This is a genomic window from Acinetobacter sp. DMC2, from assembly GCF_056314305.1.
The window spans coordinates 193,944-210,773 of sequence record NZ_JBQUYP010000005.1 but is presented as its reverse complement, the minus strand read 5'-3'; the positions used below and the strand labels follow the sequence as shown (position 1 = coordinate 210,773).

The 16,830-nt window shown below is 40.6% G+C and carries 21 protein-coding genes and 2 tRNA genes; 13 read left to right on the top strand and 10 right to left on the bottom strand.

The annotated features are described in order from the left end of the window. Nucleotides 1-109 precede the first annotated feature (109 nt). Nucleotides 110-1,987: a potassium transporter Kup gene (locus tag ACT53H_RS12340; RefSeq protein ID WP_004789917.1), complete on the top strand. Its 1,878-nt coding sequence runs from the start codon at nt 110-112 to the stop codon at nt 1,985-1,987. Between the two features lie 56 nt (nt 1,988-2,043). Here the strand turns inward: ACT53H_RS12340 and ACT53H_RS12335 are convergent, their stop codons facing one another. Further along, the gene (locus tag ACT53H_RS12335) at nt 2,044-2,484 is read right to left on the bottom strand and encodes a hypothetical protein (RefSeq protein WP_004789916.1); all 441 of its coding nucleotides are present in this window, start codon (nt 2,482-2,484) and stop codon (nt 2,044-2,046) included. A gap of 255 nt (nt 2,485-2,739) precedes the next feature. Between ACT53H_RS12335 and ACT53H_RS12330 the strand changes: the two genes are divergently transcribed. The 3 genes from ACT53H_RS12330 (at nt 2,740) to ACT53H_RS12320 (ending at nt 4,804) form a co-directional block, all read left to right on the top strand. Continuing rightward, nucleotides 2,740-3,819, top strand: coding sequence for a DNA/RNA non-specific endonuclease (locus ACT53H_RS12330; RefSeq protein WP_440203166.1), 1,080 nt, complete (start codon nt 2,740-2,742; stop codon nt 3,817-3,819). A gap of 97 nt (nt 3,820-3,916) precedes the next feature. Next, nucleotides 3,917-4,516, top strand: a complete 600-nt coding sequence (locus ACT53H_RS12325; protein ID WP_004789913.1) for a LysE family translocator — start codon at nt 3,917-3,919, stop codon at nt 4,514-4,516. 45 nt (nt 4,517-4,561) lie between these two features. Next, entirely contained in the window at nt 4,562-4,804 is a 243-nt protein-coding gene (locus ACT53H_RS12320) for a hypothetical protein (protein ID WP_016139941.1), read from the top strand. Between the two features lie 221 nt (nt 4,805-5,025). Here the strand turns inward: ACT53H_RS12320 and aqpZ are convergent, their stop codons facing one another. Beyond that, on the bottom strand, nt 5,026-5,715 hold the full coding sequence (aqpZ, locus tag ACT53H_RS12315; RefSeq protein ID WP_174730487.1) for an aquaporin Z: 690 nt from the start codon (nt 5,713-5,715) through the stop codon (nt 5,026-5,028). Nucleotides 5,716-5,847: 132 nt separating this feature from the next. After that, nucleotides 5,848-6,852 carry an AraC family transcriptional regulator gene (locus tag ACT53H_RS12310; protein ID WP_476009300.1) on the bottom strand — a complete coding sequence of 335 codons (1,005 nt, stop codon included), beginning with the start codon at nt 6,850-6,852 and terminating at the stop codon, nt 5,848-5,850. A 108-nt stretch (nt 6,853-6,960) separates the two neighbouring features. Between ACT53H_RS12310 and ACT53H_RS12305 the strand changes: the two genes are divergently transcribed. Further along, the gene (locus tag ACT53H_RS12305) at nt 6,961-7,599 is read left to right on the top strand and encodes a hypothetical protein (RefSeq protein ID WP_004789908.1); all 639 of its coding nucleotides are present in this window, start codon (nt 6,961-6,963) and stop codon (nt 7,597-7,599) included. Between the two features lie 41 nt (nt 7,600-7,640). On the opposite strand, the gene hisF is transcribed toward ACT53H_RS12305, so the two are convergent. Beyond that, nucleotides 7,641-8,399: an imidazole glycerol phosphate synthase subunit HisF gene (gene hisF / locus ACT53H_RS12300; protein ID WP_000880078.1), complete on the bottom strand. Its 759-nt coding sequence runs from the start codon at nt 8,397-8,399 to the stop codon at nt 7,641-7,643. 112 nt (nt 8,400-8,511) lie between these two features. On the opposite strand from hisF, the gene ACT53H_RS12295 reads away from it, so the two are divergent. Genes ACT53H_RS12295 through ACT53H_RS12280 form a run of 4 tightly spaced genes read left to right on the top strand, consistent with a single transcriptional unit; the run spans nt 8,512 to nt 10,842 of the window. Then, nucleotides 8,512-9,462, top strand: a complete 951-nt coding sequence (locus tag ACT53H_RS12295; protein WP_476009299.1) for a homoserine kinase — start codon at nt 8,512-8,514, stop codon at nt 9,460-9,462. Nucleotides 9,463-9,474: 12 nt separating this feature from the next. Then, the gene (locus ACT53H_RS12290) at nt 9,475-10,104 is read left to right on the top strand and encodes a DUF1294 domain-containing protein (protein WP_476009298.1); all 630 of its coding nucleotides are present in this window, start codon (nt 9,475-9,477) and stop codon (nt 10,102-10,104) included. Nucleotides 10,105-10,140: 36 nt separating this feature from the next. Beyond that, entirely contained in the window at nt 10,141-10,533 is a 393-nt protein-coding gene (locus ACT53H_RS12285) for a DUF4870 family protein (RefSeq protein ID WP_174730502.1), read from the top strand. 3 nt (nt 10,534-10,536) lie between these two features. Beyond that, on the top strand, nt 10,537-10,842 hold the full coding sequence (locus ACT53H_RS12280) for an antibiotic biosynthesis monooxygenase family protein (RefSeq protein ID WP_476009297.1): 306 nt from the start codon (nt 10,537-10,539) through the stop codon (nt 10,840-10,842). 32 nt (nt 10,843-10,874) lie between these two features. Here the strand turns inward: ACT53H_RS12280 and ACT53H_RS12275 are convergent, their stop codons facing one another. After that, the gene (locus ACT53H_RS12275; protein ID WP_476009296.1) at nt 10,875-11,777 is read right to left on the bottom strand and encodes a DMT family transporter; all 903 of its coding nucleotides are present in this window, start codon (nt 11,775-11,777) and stop codon (nt 10,875-10,877) included. 98 nt (nt 11,778-11,875) lie between these two features. Between ACT53H_RS12275 and ACT53H_RS12270 the strand changes: the two genes are divergently transcribed. Further along, nucleotides 11,876-12,427 (top strand): helix-turn-helix domain-containing protein, encoded by a 552-nt coding sequence (locus ACT53H_RS12270; RefSeq protein WP_476009295.1) that lies wholly within the window; start codon nt 11,876-11,878, stop codon nt 12,425-12,427. A 69-nt stretch (nt 12,428-12,496) separates the two neighbouring features. Here ACT53H_RS12270 and hisA read toward each other — a convergent pair whose 3' ends face one another. From hisA to hisB, 5 genes are all read right to left on the bottom strand, one after another. Continuing rightward, nucleotides 12,497-13,228: a 1-(5-phosphoribosyl)-5-[(5-phosphoribosylamino)methylideneamino]imidazole-4-carboxamide isomerase gene (gene hisA, locus ACT53H_RS12265; protein ID WP_057065500.1), complete on the bottom strand. Its 732-nt coding sequence runs from the start codon at nt 13,226-13,228 to the stop codon at nt 12,497-12,499. Nucleotides 13,229-13,322: 94 nt separating this feature from the next. Next, nucleotides 13,323-13,964 (bottom strand): 3'-5' exonuclease, encoded by a 642-nt coding sequence (locus ACT53H_RS12260; RefSeq protein WP_476009294.1) that lies wholly within the window; start codon nt 13,962-13,964, stop codon nt 13,323-13,325. An 86-nt stretch (nt 13,965-14,050) separates the two neighbouring features. Beyond that, complete coding sequence (locus tag ACT53H_RS12255; RefSeq protein ID WP_005300877.1) at nt 14,051-14,599, bottom strand: DUF805 domain-containing protein; 549 nt, start codon at nt 14,597-14,599, stop codon at nt 14,051-14,053. Between the two features lie 150 nt (nt 14,600-14,749). After that, nucleotides 14,750-15,367: an imidazole glycerol phosphate synthase subunit HisH gene (gene hisH, locus ACT53H_RS12250; RefSeq protein WP_322904916.1), complete on the bottom strand. Its 618-nt coding sequence runs from the start codon at nt 15,365-15,367 to the stop codon at nt 14,750-14,752. Then, nucleotides 15,367-15,960, bottom strand: a complete 594-nt coding sequence (hisB, locus tag ACT53H_RS12245; protein WP_002116767.1) for an imidazoleglycerol-phosphate dehydratase HisB — start codon at nt 15,958-15,960, stop codon at nt 15,367-15,369. Before hisB ends, hisH begins: the two co-directional genes overlap by 1 nt. Nucleotides 15,961-16,062: 102 nt before the next feature. Here hisB and ACT53H_RS12240 point away from each other — a divergent pair, with 102 nt between their 5' ends. From ACT53H_RS12240 to ACT53H_RS12230, 3 genes are all read left to right on the top strand, one after another. Continuing rightward, a complete protein-coding gene (locus tag ACT53H_RS12240) occupies nt 16,063-16,446 on the top strand; it encodes a GNAT family N-acetyltransferase (RefSeq protein WP_004789887.1) in 384 nt (127 codons plus the stop codon). 105 nt (nt 16,447-16,551) lie between these two features. Then, nucleotides 16,552-16,627: transfer RNA gene (locus ACT53H_RS12235), tRNA-Phe, on the top strand. Nucleotides 16,628-16,753: 126 nt separating this feature from the next. Further along, a tRNA-Phe gene (locus ACT53H_RS12230) sits at nt 16,754-16,829 on the top strand. Nucleotide 16,830: the final 1 nt, after the last annotated feature.

Below are 16,830 nucleotides of genomic sequence, written 5' to 3'. Positions count from 1 at the left end.
GATAGTAACTAAAAAAACCAGTTCTGCCAAGATTTAAGATGAGCATTACAGAAAAAAAATAATAGAGGTGATAAGATTGCGATAAAAATCATATTGGTTTAATTACACAATGCAAAATACGGCCAAAAAAGCAACCTTGCCTGCCACGGCTTTGGCAGCTCTTGGGGTGGTCTTTGGAGATATTGGTACAAGTCCACTCTACGCCTTAAAAGAGTCCTTCCATGCAGCGCATGGGTTGGGAATTCAGCCTGAAAACGTATTAGGAATTTTATCCATTATTTTTTGGTGCTTAATGCTGATCATCAGCATCAAGTATGTCGCTATTGTCATGCGTGCAGACAACAATGGCGAAGGCGGAATCATGGCCTTACTCGCATTGAACTTGCGTAAAGCCAAAATTGCCGACAACAAAAAAATCTACATGATTGCGATTGGCTTTATTGGTGCATCGCTGTTTTTTGGTGACGGTATTATTACCCCTGCCATTTCGGTACTTTCGGCAGTCGAAGGTTTGTCTATTGCAACCAATGTGTTTGACCCGTTCATCATGCCAATTGCGATCACCATTATCATCGCGTTATTTTTGGTACAAAAACACGGTACGGCCTTTGTCGGAAAGTTTTTTGGCCCGATCACGATGGTGTGGTTCTTATCGTTAGGATTATTAGGCCTTCACAGCGTCATTCAGACTCCTGTGGTGTTGGGCATGTTTAGTCCACATTGGGCAATTCAGTTTATCTATCACCACCCCGTAATGACCTTTTTTGTTATGGGTGCTGTCGTTTTAACAGTCACTGGTGGTGAAGCACTGTATGCCGATATGGGACATTTTGGACCAGTTCCAATTCGTCTAGCATGGTTCTTTGTGGTGTTACCGTGTTTGGTTTTAAACTACGCAGGACAGGGTGCATTACTATTAAGAGATCCAGCGGCGATTCAAAACCCGTTCTATTTATTGGTTCCGCAGTGGGCACTTTACCCAATGATTATTATGGCGACCATGGCAACCGTGATTGCTTCTCAAGCCGTAATTTCTGGGGTGTTTTCACTTGCTCGCCAAGCGATTCAATTAGGTTATTTACCACGTTTAAGTATTAAACATACCTCTGAGTCTGAGGAAGGTCAGATTTATGTTCCTTTCTTAAACTGGTTGCTTTTAATCGCAATTATTATCTTAATTTTGATTTTCAAAACCAGCTCAAACTTGGCAAGTGCGTATGGTCTGGCTGTAACTTTAACCATGCTGTGTGACACGATTCTGGTTGCTGTGTTCATCTATTCGGCTTGGAAATGGAGCATGCCAAAAGTGCTACTCCTGATTATTCCATTCTTTATTTTAGAGTCAGTTTTAGTCGCAGCAACTTCACTTAAAATCTTGTCGGGCGGTTGGGTGCCATTATTGATTGGTGCGATTGCTGTGACCATCTTAATGACGTGGAAACGTGGTCGTGAGCTTACTTTTGCCAAGCTCGAACACGATACGTTATCGCTAGATTTGTTTGTGAAAAGTATTGGTAATAGTGTGCACTGGGTGCCAGGTGATGCTGTCTTTATGACGGGTACGCCAAACGTTGTGCCGCATGCCATGCTACATAATATCAAGCATAATAAAGTGCTGCATCAGCGCAATATCTTGGTAACAGTCATCATTGAAGATGTACCATTTGTTGCACCAGAAGAACGTATTTCAACAGAAACCCTAGCTGAGCATTTCTTCCGTATTAAAATTTTCTACGGTTTTAAAGATGAAATGAATGTACCAAAAGCACTTATGCAAGCTTATGAGCAATTAGGTCTTGAATATGACTTGATGCACATCAGCTTCTTTATTTCCCGCGATCGTATTGTTCATTCGGTGGGTGATGGCATGTCTCCATGGAGAGAAAAACTATTTATCTCTATGCAGCGTAATACCAGTCCGGTGAGTGATTTCTATCAGATTCCAACCAACCGTGTAGTTGAGTTAGGTAGTCAAATCGAAATCTAAAAATTTGATGTAATAAAAAAACCAAGACAGATGTCTTGGTTTTTTTATAGCTTTGATTATTGAGCTTGCATAGGTGCATCTGCTGGCAAACCACCATCTTTTGCCATCGGGTCTGCCGACTGAGTTGGATCTGCTGGAGGCGGTGGAGTGTTCGGATCTTGTTGCGCTGGAGGAGCTTGGTTCGGTGCAGGTGGTACTGCATCCATTGGTGCAGCCGGAGGAGCCATTTCACCGCCTGCTGGAGGAGCAGGTGGAACATCCGCTGGAATAGGAGCACCAGTAGGCGCCGCATTTGTCGGTGCAGCAGAAACTTGTTGTACTTGTCCGCTATTGACTAAATCGCTAATAGAACCAGGTTGGCCATTTACCGTTGTCGTAACTTTCACTTTAGACAAACTTTCTAAAGTATCTCCTGGCTGGACTGCTGGTTCAGCCAAAGCGGCCATACTACATAATCCCGTGATTACGCCAATACCAATAATCTTTGAATGGATCATTAAGTGGACTCCGATTATATTTTTATCCAAATTTGTGGAGCTAACCATGTCATAAGCAATCAGTGTTTTTCAACGAAAGATACGCAATTGGCGTAATTCAATAGCCAAAGCATCTCATAATTCCAACAGATTGTTACGTAATGGGAAATTGAGTTACAAAAAAGATGACCATGTTTTAACCATTTGAAAGATAAGAGATATACTTAAAAAAGCAGGATTGTTAAGCTGCGTGTGGACAGTGGTATTGATAAAAACATGGCAAGTAAAAAACGCAGTAAAGGTACAAACTCATTCTCTCTAAGTGAGCATTTTGGCAAGATTATTCTTGCTTGTATTGCTGCGGGAAGCTTTGCGATTGCATTTGGTAGTGAAAAGATTTCGCAGTGGTTTTCACCTTTAAGTACTAACTCGACTTGCCTTAATCAGTTCTATCGAGAAGTTCCCCCTGCTTTAAATAAAGATAGCTTAAAAAAAGACAGTTATCCGCTGTGTTTTAATGGCTTTAATGTCTTGTATTCAGGCATTTCTAAAACGCCGTTATGGTCGGCTGAGCATTTAAATGCAGAACGTTTGAGTGTCAAAATTAAGCGTGAAGACAACTTCCATGAAGAAACCCGTATTGATCAAAAGCATCGAGCATTATTAAGTGATTATCGTGGTTCAGGCTATGACCGTGGTCATATGGCACCGAATGGCGATATGCCAAATAAAAGCTCACAGTCTGATAGCTTCTCGTTAAGTAATATGGTGCCGCAAGCACCTAAAAATAATCAGGAAGTTTGGCGTAAACTTGAAGAAGCTACACGCGCCCTTGCCACTAAGCAAAAACAAGATGTTTATGTGGTTACTGGCCCTGTTTTTGAGGGTAAACGCCTTAAAACGATTGGAAAGGGTGTAATTGTTCCAACCGCCGTTTATAAAGCGGTTTATATGCCAAAAACTGGCGCTATTGGGGCTTACTACGCACCAAACAATAACTCTCTACAAGTGAAAGTGGTGAGTGTTTGTTACCTTGAAGAACGCTTAGGCGTTAACCTGTTCCCACAGTTAACTGAGCAACAAAAGCGTAATGTCTATCGTCTCCCTTTAACGGCAGCCTCGGTTAAGCTAAATCAGAAGTTGGACTATTTACATTGGGATGGCGAGAGTCAATGTGAGCAGGACTTAAACGCTGATCAAATTAAAGCGTTACAAGACCAGTTTAAAAAACAAAAAAGTGGTTCATCAGAAGCAATGGAAGCAAAAGTTCCAACGATTGACGAAGAAACACGCCAAGCGATTGTGAAGCAACTGGTTGAAGCATTGGTGAACTATTTCTTGCAAATAATGAAATAAGTAGCTTTTTTGATTGTTATTGCAAAAGCGTAAATGTTTAAAATAGAATCCATAGACAGATCTGTCTATGGATTCTATTTTAATAAGGACAATAACAATGTTTGCTTCGATGTTTCTTTTTTCATTTGCAATGTCTATTACCCCAGGCCCAGTAAATACTGTCATTTTATCGACCAGTTTAAATCATGGTTTAAAAAGATCGCTTCCCTATATTTCAGGTGCCACGATTGGTTTTACCTTGCTTTTAATTTTTATGGCATTTGGTCTTCAGAGTTTATTAACTCAGTTTCCTATTGTTTTAAAAATCCTTGCAGTTTGTGGAACACTATTTGTTTGTTACATCGGCATAAAAATTATTCTTTCTGCGGCCAATATTTCTATTTCAACTGCTCCCGTAGAGCATATTATTATTCCCAATTTTAAAGATGGTTTTTTGCTACAGTGGCTCAACCCCAAAGCATGGTTAGCTTGTGTGTCGGGCATTACCATGTTTACAAGCATTGAGAACCCGCAGTCTTTGCCGATCTTTATTATTATTTATTTCTTCACTTGTTATGCGTGCTTATTCTTTTGGGGGTTCTGTGGTGATAAATTTTCAGTGGTGCTCAATCAGGGCAACCGTTTGAAATATTTTAATATATTGATGGGAGCATTCTTAATTTTATCGGCTCTTTTAATTTTGATCGATTTTTTTTAAATTGGTCGTATTACACTGTGAAGATATAACAACGAGACAAGACCTATGTTTAAACCATTTGAAAAGGGTACAGAGTCTTCTTCAATTGAAGATTTAACATTAGAAAATGATGTCGATTGCGTCAGCATTTATGGCAACTTGCAAATCACCAAAGACAAAGTCGGATTAGAACAAGCGAAGGCTTTACAGAGCTTTTTAAATGAAGTGGTTGCGGCTTTGGAAAAAGAAGAATTGCCTGAGAAAATTGAACGTCCAGCTGAGCAAGAAATTAATAATCCGTTTTTATAATTTATGCATTCTATGTGTGATGTTTAGCATAGTCATTCTGCCATACAGTCTTTAATACCACGTTAGGTCTTATTGAGTTTGTATAGACATTTCTTACTTTTGAAAGACCAAAAGTAAGCAAAAGTCTTTTGTTGAACAGAGGGTACTTCCGTGTACCCCTGCTCAACAGGTGACATCCATGTCACCCACCGCGATAGTAGATTAAGGCTATATATAAAGAATTAATCCTTCTCCCCAGCAACTACCTTATAAATAATCGCCCCAATCACAGCCCCTAAAATCGGTGCTACCCAGAACAACCACAACTGACTTAAAGCAGCAGTTTCAGCAAAGAACGCAACGCCTGTACTACGTGCAGGGTTCACCGAAGTGTTCGTCACCGGAATACTGATTAAGTGAATGAGTGTTAAGCCCAAACCAATCGCAATAGGAGCGAAGCCAGCAGGCGCACGACCATGTGTTGATCCTAAAATAATGATTAAGAAGAAAGCTGTAAGAACCACTTCAATAATGAAAGCTGAACCTAAGCCAAACTTGTTCGGTGATAAATCACCGAAACCATTTGAAGCAAAACCACCAACACCGCTAAAGCCCGCTTGGCCTTGAGCAATAATATAGAGAACAAATGCAGCAGCAGTCGCACCGACCACTTGAGCAACAATATAGGGAATTAAATCTTTAACATCGAAGCGGCCGCCGACCCAAAGGCCAACACTTACCGCGGGATTAAAATGTCCACCTGAGATATGCCCTAGAGCATAGGCGCCTGTCAGTACGGTTAAACCAAAGGCAAGAGCTACACCTGCAAAGCCAATACCAAGTTCAGGGAAAGCTGCGGCTAAAACTGCGCTACCACAACCACCAAAGACTAGCCAAAACGTACCTAGAAATTCAGCAAAATATTTATTCATTCTGATTACTCATTTATTTAATCTATTTTAATTAATGTGAATTACGTCACATAAATTTGAAGCATGTGACTATATGAAATTTTTGTTTTCAGTGTTGTTTTAATCAAGAAAAGATTTGTAAGTTTTGGTTGGTTATTCTTTGTCTAAAAAATGATCTCTCCATTGCTGTGGTGTTTGATTAGTCCAATGTTTAAATGCTCTTTGAAAAGCACTTTGTTCTGAATAACAGAGTAAGAGAGCAATCTCTTGCAAACTCAAGTGCAGGTCTTTTAGATACTCGGTTGCCAGCATAAATCGTACTTGCTGAACGCGTTCTTGAAAGGTGGTGTTTTGTTGTTGTAAGTGTCTTTGGAGTTGCCGCACTGACAGGCCTAATTGAGTAGCAATATGCTCAATTTGATATTGATTTTTTTGCAGTCCAGTCAAAATTGAATGCTGTAAACGCTGATCAAGTTGGGTCGAATTTGGTAATTGTTCTAAAAGTGCTTGTGCTTGCTGAACCAATAGTTGTTGTAGGGTGTGGTCGGCGCTGCTAAGCGGCTTATGAATTTCCGTAATTGGAATGAGCAACTCTGTACGCGGCTGGCTAAAACGAACAGGACATTGGAAGTATTGTTCATAAACCCTGATATTTTTAGGGGCAGCATTTAAAAAATGTACTTCATGTAAATGCACATCTTCATGAGACATAAAAAGACGTAAGAACTGAATGACCAGTGCAATCGCGATTTCATCAGTAAGCTGAGTAGGGTGTAACTCAGTCGCTTCCCAGCGAATAGAACCATATCTTCCTTGTAGCTCGACGACTAAAGGGCTGCCGTCATAAATCAGACGATGAAAATCATGATAGCGAATTAAAGCTTCACCTAAGTTATCGCAAGAGAGAGCAAGGTAGGCAATAATCCCTAAGTGTTTGGGTTGTACATATTTGGCAATTTCTAGGCCTAATCCTGGCTTCGGGTCTAGTTTATAAATGACTTCTAATAGATCGCGCCAAACGACGTAGTCAAAGCGTTCCAGATTTTGAACTTGTTCTAATTGTTCAGGAATAGCTAACTGATTGGCTTCACAATAAGCTTTTAATAGATGTCCGAGCCCCCCATAGACAGAACCTGTATAGTTTTTTAGTTGTGGCATCCCTAACCACCTCTTTCTTGTCGTGATTTGTCAATGAAACCATAAATTCTGGTCAATACCTAGCATAGCGAATTTTATATTCTGAATAAAAGAAAAAGGAGTTAGGCGATGTTAAAAGGGTTCATTGCAGGAATTGCGGTTGCGAATGCATTTGAATGGGTGGCGCATAAATATATTTTGCATGGTGTACACCGTGCTGGAAAACCGCGCTATAGCCCCGTGCCAAAAAGCATGGAATCCCATTGGGCACACCATCGTGAAGTCCGTAAACAACAATTTCATGATGATTGTTATGTTGAGGGCGTTGGAAACTGGCGAACTAAAAATGAGTTAATTTCACTGGCAGTCGTAGCAACCGTTTCAAGTGCTATTTTCTATCCATTTTCAAAAGGTATGGCACTTGCAGCTTGGTACAGTGCTGGTAATTATTATTATATTCATCGCCGTGCACATTTAGAGCCTGAATGGGCAAAGCGCAAAATTCCGTGGCATTACGACCATCACATGAACTCTAACCAAGACGCCAATTGGTGTGTAACCAAACCTTGGTTTGATTATGTAATGGGAACACGTGTGGTGTCTTCGGCAGATTTAAAAGAACAAAATCCTTTGGGTGTGCGTTTACCTGCTGCATTTGCTAGACCACTTTCTCAAGCAGTAGAGAAAATCTTCCCTGCAAAATGGGTCGAGAAAAAAGAAAAGCCTGAACTTACTACTGAGGTGAATGCAGTAGATGGTGCTGCATAAAAAAATAAAGGGGCATATCGCCCCTTTAAATATCAATAAGCTTACAAGCGCATTTCGATGCCTTGTTCAGCTAAATATTGTTTAGCTTCCGGAATGGTATATTGGCCAAAGTGGAAAATACTTGCTGCCAATACTGCATCGGCACCACCTTGTAAAATTCCGTCTGCAAGGTGTTGTAAGTTACCTACACCGCCTGAGGCAATGGTTGGAATGGTAACGCGGTCATTAATAGCACGCATTAAAGCAATGTCGTAACCCGCTTTAGTACCATCGGCATCCATACTGGTAATAAGTAACTCACCCGCACCGTAGTCAGCCATTTTCACAGCCCATTCAATCGCATCAATACCTGTTGGTTTACGGCCACCGTGAGTAAAGATTTCCCATTTGTTGTCGCCAGTTTTTTTGGCATCAATCGCAACCACAATACATTGCGCGCCAAAGTGCTGAGAAGCTTCTTGAACAAATTCAGGGTTAAATACGGCAGCCGAGTTAATACTCACTTTGTCTGCACCTGCATTTAATAACGCACGAATATCTTCAACCTTACGTACACCACCACCGACAGTTAATGGCACAAATACAGTCTCGGCCATACGTTCAACAGTACGGTAAGTGGTATCGCGTCCATGATGTGTAGCGGTAATGTCTAAGAAAGTAATTTCGTCTGCACCTTGTTCGTTATAGCGACGTGCCACTTCTACAGGGTCGCCAGCATCACGAATATCGAGGAATTGAACGCCTTTAACTACGCGTCCGTTATCAACGTCTAGGCAAGGAATAATACGTTTAGCAAGCATAGCTTTTTCCAAAAATAATCGCCGTTGGTGAAAGTTCCTACACAGGCGCTACACCTTCATGGAGGGAAGAGGTATTCTATCAAACTTCACAGATGTTTTTTGCAGGTTTTCCATGTCGGTTTATACCCCGTTGAGTTTAGATGAAGTTCGCACCTTTGCTGCACCTTATGGATTAGAGGTGTCGGAGCTGAACCCAATTCAGGGAGGTATTCAAAACACCAATTATTTTTTGGTTGATGTAAACCGCAAACAGTATGTACTTACCGTGTTTGAAGAGTTAGATGCCAAAGGGGCAGGTGAACTCATTCCTGTTCTTGAACAATTGGGGACTCATGATGTACCTGTTGCTGTACCGTTAAAACATAGCGGACAAGCGGTTCACGTGATTGCAGAAAAGCCTGCACAGATTGCACCACGTCTCATGGGCCACCATCCCATGCAAACCACAGTAGCGCAAGTTGCCGCAATTGCAGACGCACAGGCGAAGCTACATGTGGCTTTACAAGATTTTCCGCTTGAGCGTGAGTATCGACGTGATCATCAATACTGGACAGGCGTTGCAGAACAGCTTAAACCAAGCATGACTCAAGAAGACCAAACGTTACTTGAGCAGGTCTATCAAGCTTTTAATGCTAAAACAGCGCAGTATTCAAACCGACCAACAGGTTTTATTCACTCAGATTTGTTCCGTGACAATACTTTGTTTGAAGGTGAGCAATTACAAGGTATTTTAGATTTTTACGAACTAAATCAAGATGAATTGCTATTTGACATTGCGATTACCATTAATGATTTTTGTACTGAATATCCAGCAGCACATTTAAACTCAGACAAAGTGGCGGCTTACTTAGCGGCATACCAAAAAGTTCGTGTACTTACTTCAGATGAACTTGAGTGTTTAGATGTATTCTTGGCAATGGCAGCATGCCGTTTTTGGTCAATGCGCTTGCAAGTTGCTCAAAAAAATAAAGAAGAAGGACGTACCGGCGATGACATTTTGCAAAAAGACCCGCAGGAAATGCGAGCAATGATGCAAGACCGTTTAAGTCATGTAAAAGCATAAAAGGGAATAAAGATGCGAGATCAGGGGCGATTAGTCGAATGGTTCGACGAAAAAGGTTACGGCTTTATTCAGCCGGATGATGCTGAAAAAGAGCGAGTCTTTTTGCATATTAAAGATTTTGCACGCCCCGGTCCTCGACCAATTATTGGCTGTGCACTAGAATATCTGATTATTCTCGATGAGCAAGGTCGCTTTCGTGCTCAGCAGGTCACTTATTTAAAAGCATCTCAAACTCGTAAAGCATCAAAGCCTGTAAAAACACAATCTTCTTTTCAAGCCAGTCCATGGTCTGCAATGCAAATGGGGATCGTGTTTTATTTCGTTTTAATGGGCATTATGAGCTTTATCCATATTTTACCCGCCTATACCTTATTGTTTGTTTTAATGATGAATGTAATGAGCTATTGGCTTTATTCACAAGACAAAGAAGCTGCACAATTGGGTAATCGCCGTGTGCCTGAGCAAACATTACACATCGTTAGCTTTTTAGGAGGTTGGCCTGCTGCATGGTGGGCACAACAAAAACTGAGACATAAAACACAAAAACAACCCTTTCGTAAGATTTATTTTTGTACCATATTCCTTCATTTACTTTTGATTTTGTGGCTAATTTCTCCCTTAAATGTGTTGCGGGGCTCATAAAAGTAAATCGTTTTATTAAACTTGAGAGGTATAAAAATGAATAGTTCTATCGACCAAGATCCAAATCGTACTTTAACGCTTATTTTATATGTACTTTATATTGTCGCTATTTTTACAGGCGGCTTACTTGCGGTTATTGCTTTAATTATTAATTATGTAAAACGTTCCGATGTGCAAGGCTCAATTTTTGAAAGCCATTTTACATGGCAAATCCGAACATTCTGGTGGTATCTGGCTTGGAATATTATTGCTTTTCTGCCGTTTATTTTCCTGTTCTTTACAGGTGAAAATACTGACCTATTTGCAGGTGTTGCAATCTCATCGACCGTATTTTGTGTGGGTGTAATTGGTGCTGCATGGATCTGGATTGTATATCGTGCAATTCGCGGCTTGATTGCGCTAAATGATAACCGTCCGATGTATCAATAAATCATGATTATTGAACATGTGCATTTGAGTATAAAGTCTGGGCAAAGTGAAGCATTTCTTGAGGCTTTCGAGCAGGCGAAACATATTGTTTATCCGATGGAGGGCTTCAATGCTGTCCAGCTCATTAGACATTCAACTGACCCACATCATTATATTTTAATGATCTCTTGGGATGAGATTGAAAATCATACAGAAGGGTTTAGAAAGTCTGATGCTTATCAGGAATGGAAGGCATTGCTCCATCCCTTTTATGATCCAATGCCAACGGTTGAGTACTATCAGCCTTGTATTTCATTGAAGAAAAAATAATAGCTAAAAAAGAGAGCATTAAGCTCTCTTTTTTATTCTCGAATTCTTTTAGTTTTTTTAATTGGCAACTTAAGTTTTAACTCACTCACTAAAACACCTAATACCACTAACGCACCACCCAAAAGAGCAATAACTGGTAAACGCTCACCTGCAATTCGACCAATAATCCCTGCCCAAACAGGTTCTCCTGCATAGATAATTGCAGCATGGGAAGGATCAACCATACGTTGAGCCCAGTTCATCACAAATTGAATAAGCGCACTGGCTAAACCTAATGCAACAGCAAGGAGTATAAGTGGCCATGAAAATGCAGGAATAGCATGTTCACCCACCGCAGGCATAATGGCAAAAGAAACCAGAGAAGCTACGCCGAGTTGAATGACAGTGACGCGACGTAAATTTACTTTTCCAGCAAAGTAACTAATAAAAATAATTTCTAAAGCAATCGCAAGTGATCCGAGTACTGTGACAAGCTGTCCAAAATTTAAAGAGATTTGTTCAAAACCATTACCTGTCAATAAAATAAGGCCAGCAAAAGCAAGAACTGCTCCCACCCAAGTCATGATGTGTGGAACTTTTCTAAAGATGAGCCACATTAGAATAGGTACAAGTGGAACATAAAGCGCCGTTAAAAAAGCCGACTCACTGCTAGGAATGGTTTGAAGACCAATCGTCTGTGTGCCATAACCTGCCGCAATTACAAGACCAATCGTGCTGCCAGCACCTAGATCTTTTAAAGTAACGCCTTTCATACTCTTGAAAGAAATAAGCAGCAAGGTAAGCGCCGCGACAGCAAAGCGGCAGCCCACAAAAAACATAGGTGATGAAAAATTTAGTGCATATTGCACGGTAAGGAATGTTCCACCCCAAATGATCGTAATCAAAACGAGTGCTAACTGTGGGGCTTTGCTTGAACTCAAAGAAATTGGTGACATATTCAAAATAGAAAGAATTGTGCAATATATTGCACATATTGCGCTATTCTTCTATTTTGTGCAATATATTGCTCATATTTTATTTGCTGCGTTATTTTATGAGCCAGTCCAGTACCGTTTTACAGCATGTCGGCACAAATATCCGTTCCTTAAGAGATGAGCGAGATTTAAGCCAACAGGACTTGGCAGATCAGGCAGGTGTAAGTAGACGAACGATTGCTGCATTGGAAACAGGACAGGTCAATATAAGCTTGGCCAAACTCGATGCGATTGCGGCTGTGTTAGGTGTAGACTTTAGAACGATTGTGAGTGCACCTGAGCATAAAGAACAAGCTTTGGTTAATGCACTGGCTTGGCAAGGTGAAAAAGAAGAAAGCAGAGCGACTTTTTTGGCTTCAGTTCCGTCTCGTTCCCAGGTTGAGTTTTGGACATGGTCCTTAGCAGTAGGGGAGTCGTATATTGCTGAAGCCGACCCAGAAGGATGGCAAGAGCTTATTTATGTATTAGAAGGTGAGTTGACCATACAATTTGCAGATCGTTCAAAAACTATCGTTGCTGGTTCTTCATTTATATATGCTAGTTCAGTGACTTATACCTATATCAATAGTGGTAACCAAGTGCTTAAGTTTATTCGTAATGTGGTGTATTGATTAAGAATATATTTGTCACATCAGCAATAAAAAAGAGCCTAATCAGGCTCTTTTTTTACATCTTAAAAATTAAAGACGGTTTTCATCTAACAGAAGCTGAGCTTCACGAAGGTTTAAAGTACCTTCATAAATTGCACGGCCTGTGATTGCACCTAAAATGCCCGGTTGGCCTTTTAAGTTGCGAACGTCATCAAGGTTAGTTACGCCACCAGAAGCAATCACGGGTAAGCCTGAGTATTGAGCTAAGTTTACAGTTTGCTCAACATTTACACCTTGCATCATACCGTCACGCGCAATGTCTGTATAAACAATGCTAGACACGCCTGCATCTGCAAAACGTTTTGCTAAATCAGTTGCTTTAACGTCAGTAACGTTTGCCCAGCCGTCAGTTGCAACCATACCATTCATGGCATCAATACCAACAATGATGTGGCCAGCAAAGCGCTTACAAGCTTCTTCTACAAATTCAGGCTCTTGAACTGCTTTAGTACCAATAATGACAAAAGTCACGCCAGCTTCTAAGTAGTGTTCGATAGTCTCTAGTGAGCGAATACCACCACCAATTTGAATTGGTAATTCTGGCTGAGCTTTAGCAATTGCTTCAACAACAGGCTTATGAATTGGGGTACCTGCGAAAGCGCCATTCAAATCAACCAAATGCAAACGACGTGCGCCTTCATTTACCCAATGCTGGGCAGTTGCAACTGGATCGTTAGAGAAAACGGTATCGTCTTCCATACGCCCTTGTTTTAAACGCACACATTTACCATCTTTCAGGTCAATTGCTGGAATGATTAGCATGCTTCCGCTCCTTGCTTCATCATGATTATGAAATTGTGCACATCTTAGCAAAGTATTGATCAATCGCTAAGCCTTAGAAAAGACTTTTATAACTTTACGCTTGAAGTGCGGTTTGAATCGTCTGTGAAATGTGAGCAGGTAATAGTTCTTGCTTTCTGAGCTCTTCAAATACCAATAATGCAGCATACGCATCAGCGGCAGCGTAGCTTATTTGTTGTGATGTAAGTGGCTTTCGTGCCCAATTTGAAGTTCCAACTTTTTTCGACTTTGCAAGATATTGCCCAAATAGCAGAGCAATTGCTTTTTGAAGCCCCATTTGCTGTGTAAAACCAAAGTGACTAAAGCCTTTGGCTAGGTCGACACAACTTTCTAGCTCAATGCCTTTTTTATGAAAAATGTGCTTATCATTTTTAAGACCAAAGCCAACTTTAATTTGCTTTTGGTTAGACAAAATAGGCTGTAAAAATTTTAAATTTGATGAATTGACATGAAATAAATAGGCTTTTTTTGCTGTGGCAAGCTGAATCAAATGAGGACCTGTCGACACTTCACCCACCCGAAAAGTTGGTTTAGATTCAGAATCAAATCCCAAAATGACAGCGTTTTTTAATTCTTCTTCAATAGTTTTGCATTGCTCAATATTCTCAATGACCACAATATTTTGATAGTTAAGATTTTCAAAAGGAGGTAGCTGCTGAATAGAGGCTTTATCAAGGAGGGGAGAGGCTTCGGACATATTTAACAGCGTACAAAAGAATTGAGCTATTAGCTTTATATATGAATAAAGCCTAGAGAACTAGGCTTTATGATTGTCTTTAAAAATTATTGAGACTGAGACGGTGTACCAATGACCACACTTTCACTTTTTTCAACATAACCTTCATAGGTCGGAGCCATGATTGTGGCAACAATAGCAAAAACAAAAGCAAGCGGAATCAGAATAATATAAATCCAGCCTAAAACGCGTTCCCAACCAGGGGTAGGGCGTTGTGGGCCGTAATCATTATTGCCTTCTGTACCTTTTGCCGCAAAGAGATAAATCATGAAAATGAGGTTTACGACAGGGATGAGCATTAGCAATGAAAGCCATCCTGTATTATTGCGGTCATGTAAGCGACGAATTGTAAATACAAAGCTTACATAGAGGCAAACAATATAAAGAATGGCGATGACAATCATGCCTGCTGTAGAAAGGCCAGTTAGATCCTGACTAGATGTAAATCCAAAAGTGAATGCGATGGCAACAACAACGATGCCGATGACGAGTGAAAATAAGAATGTCCAAGCAGCATAAGAGAGTCGACCAAAACGACCATTAGCTTTAAAGGGGGAATCTTGTTGAAGTGGCTGATTTTCGAAAGGTGAATTCATTTTGTTTTCCTGATCATTTGGTTTTATTTAAAAGTATAAATATTCAATATTTTGTTGAATAAAATATCATTCTATAAATGATTAGTTGTTATTGTAAATAAAAAAAAGATCAGGCTATCTAGACCTGATCTTTTTCAGTTTTAAATCAGATTAAATATTCCATTCCACAAAGTTCTTAAGTAACTGCAAACCAGCAGTATGACTTTTCTCTGGGTGGAATTGAGTCGCGAATAAATTATCTTTGTGAATCGCTGTGCAAAAGTTCACGCCATACTCACAAGTTGCAGCTACAACGCTTTCATCTTTAGGTTCGACATAGTAGCTATGTACAAAGTAAAAACGAGCATCTTGTTCGATGTTGTTCCACATTGGATGGCTTGGGTCCAGTTGGTGAACCTGATTCCAACCCATATGTGGTACTTTTAAACCTTCCATTTGAGGGAAGTGCTTTACTACACCGTCAAAAATACCGAGTGCGTCTACACCGCCATTTTCTTCAGAACTTTGTAGTAATGCTTGCATGCCTACACAAATCGCAAGGACTGGCTTATTAAAAGCAGCTTTACGTACGACTTCATCAATACCTGCTTCACGCATGCCTTGCATACAGTCACGCATTGCCCCAACGCCCGGAAAAACAATTTTGTCGGCTTGTGCAATTAATTTTGGATCATTGGTCACATCGACTGTAGCGCCCACATGCTCAAGTGCTTTAGCTGCTGAGTGTAGATTGCCCATGCCATAATCAAGTAACGCGATACGTGTCATTAGAGGCTACCTTTTGTCGATGCAATCGTGTTTTCTGCACGTGGATCAACTTCACATGCCATACGTAAAGCACGAGCTAGCGCTTTGAACACACTTTCAATTTGATGGTGACTATTTTTCCCTTTCAAATTATCAATGTGTAAGGTCATAAGCGCATGGTTTACGAAACCTTGGAAAAACTCAGAGAATAAATCGACATCAAAGGTACCGATGCGTGCACGGGTAAATGGAATATCCATGAATAAACCCGGACGACCAGATAAATCTACAACAACACGAGATAAAGCTTCGTCTAATGGTGCATAAAAATGACCGTAGCGTTTTAAACCTTTTTTATCGCCTAAAGCTTGTGCAAAAGCTTGTCCAAGCGTGATCCCACAGTCTTCTACGGTGTGGTGATCATCAATCTCGAGGTCTCCGTCACAATGAATATCGATATCAAATAAGCCATGTCGCTTGATTTGATCAATCATATGGTCTAAAAATGGAACTCCAGTGTTTAGTGTGCCTTGACCAGTACCGTCGAGATTTAATCGAACTCGAATTTTGGTTTCATTGGTATTTCTAACCACTTCACTGATACGTTGCGTCATGGACACGTTCCTCAAAAAACGTCAAAAATGATTGGATGTTAACGACAATTTCGCTGTGACGAATTCGTGACAGCATCATAGTTTGCTCAGGAGGGTTAATCAATGCCTATTACCGTACATGCTTATAGTTCTCTAGATAATTCAGAGATCCGCGATCAGCTTGAGCGTTTGTATGATACAAGTCCGGAGTTTGGTGACGGGCACGATGCGATTGAACAACTTGAACAAGATTTACAACAGTATACCACGCTATACACTGCTGAATTTAACACCAAAATTATAGGTGCAATCTGGTCTTCAGGACAAGGTGAAAGCAAGGTCCTTGAATATATTGTTGTTCACCCTGCTAACCGTGGTCGTGGGGTAGCTGAGCGTTTAGTTGAAGAAGCTTGTCGTATAGAAGAGTCAAAAGGCGTTAAAATTTTTGAGCCGGGCTGCGGCGCAATTCATCGTTGTTTGGCTCATATTGGTAAATTACATCATTAACAGCCTAGTCCGTATGTGATGGTGATTTAAAAATAATCACTTGTTACAAAAAATACGGAAGTTGCTTGACGTGATCATATAAACATTGTTTAATACGCCCACTTCGGCGTGATAGCTCAGTAGGTAGAGCAACGGATTGAAAATCCGTGTGTCCCCAGTTCGATCCTGGGTCTCGCCACCATTATTTGTGTTTTCAATCCCTGATCCCATCAGGGATTTTTTTTAAGTATAAAAAATACTCAGTTAAATCAAAAACTCAGGATAATTGTTGACTATTGTTCTGAGATACGGCTTAATACAGGCCAACGGCGTGATAGCTCAGTAGGTAGAGCAACGGATTGAAAATCCGTGTGTCCCCAGTTCGATCCTGGGTCTCGCCACCAT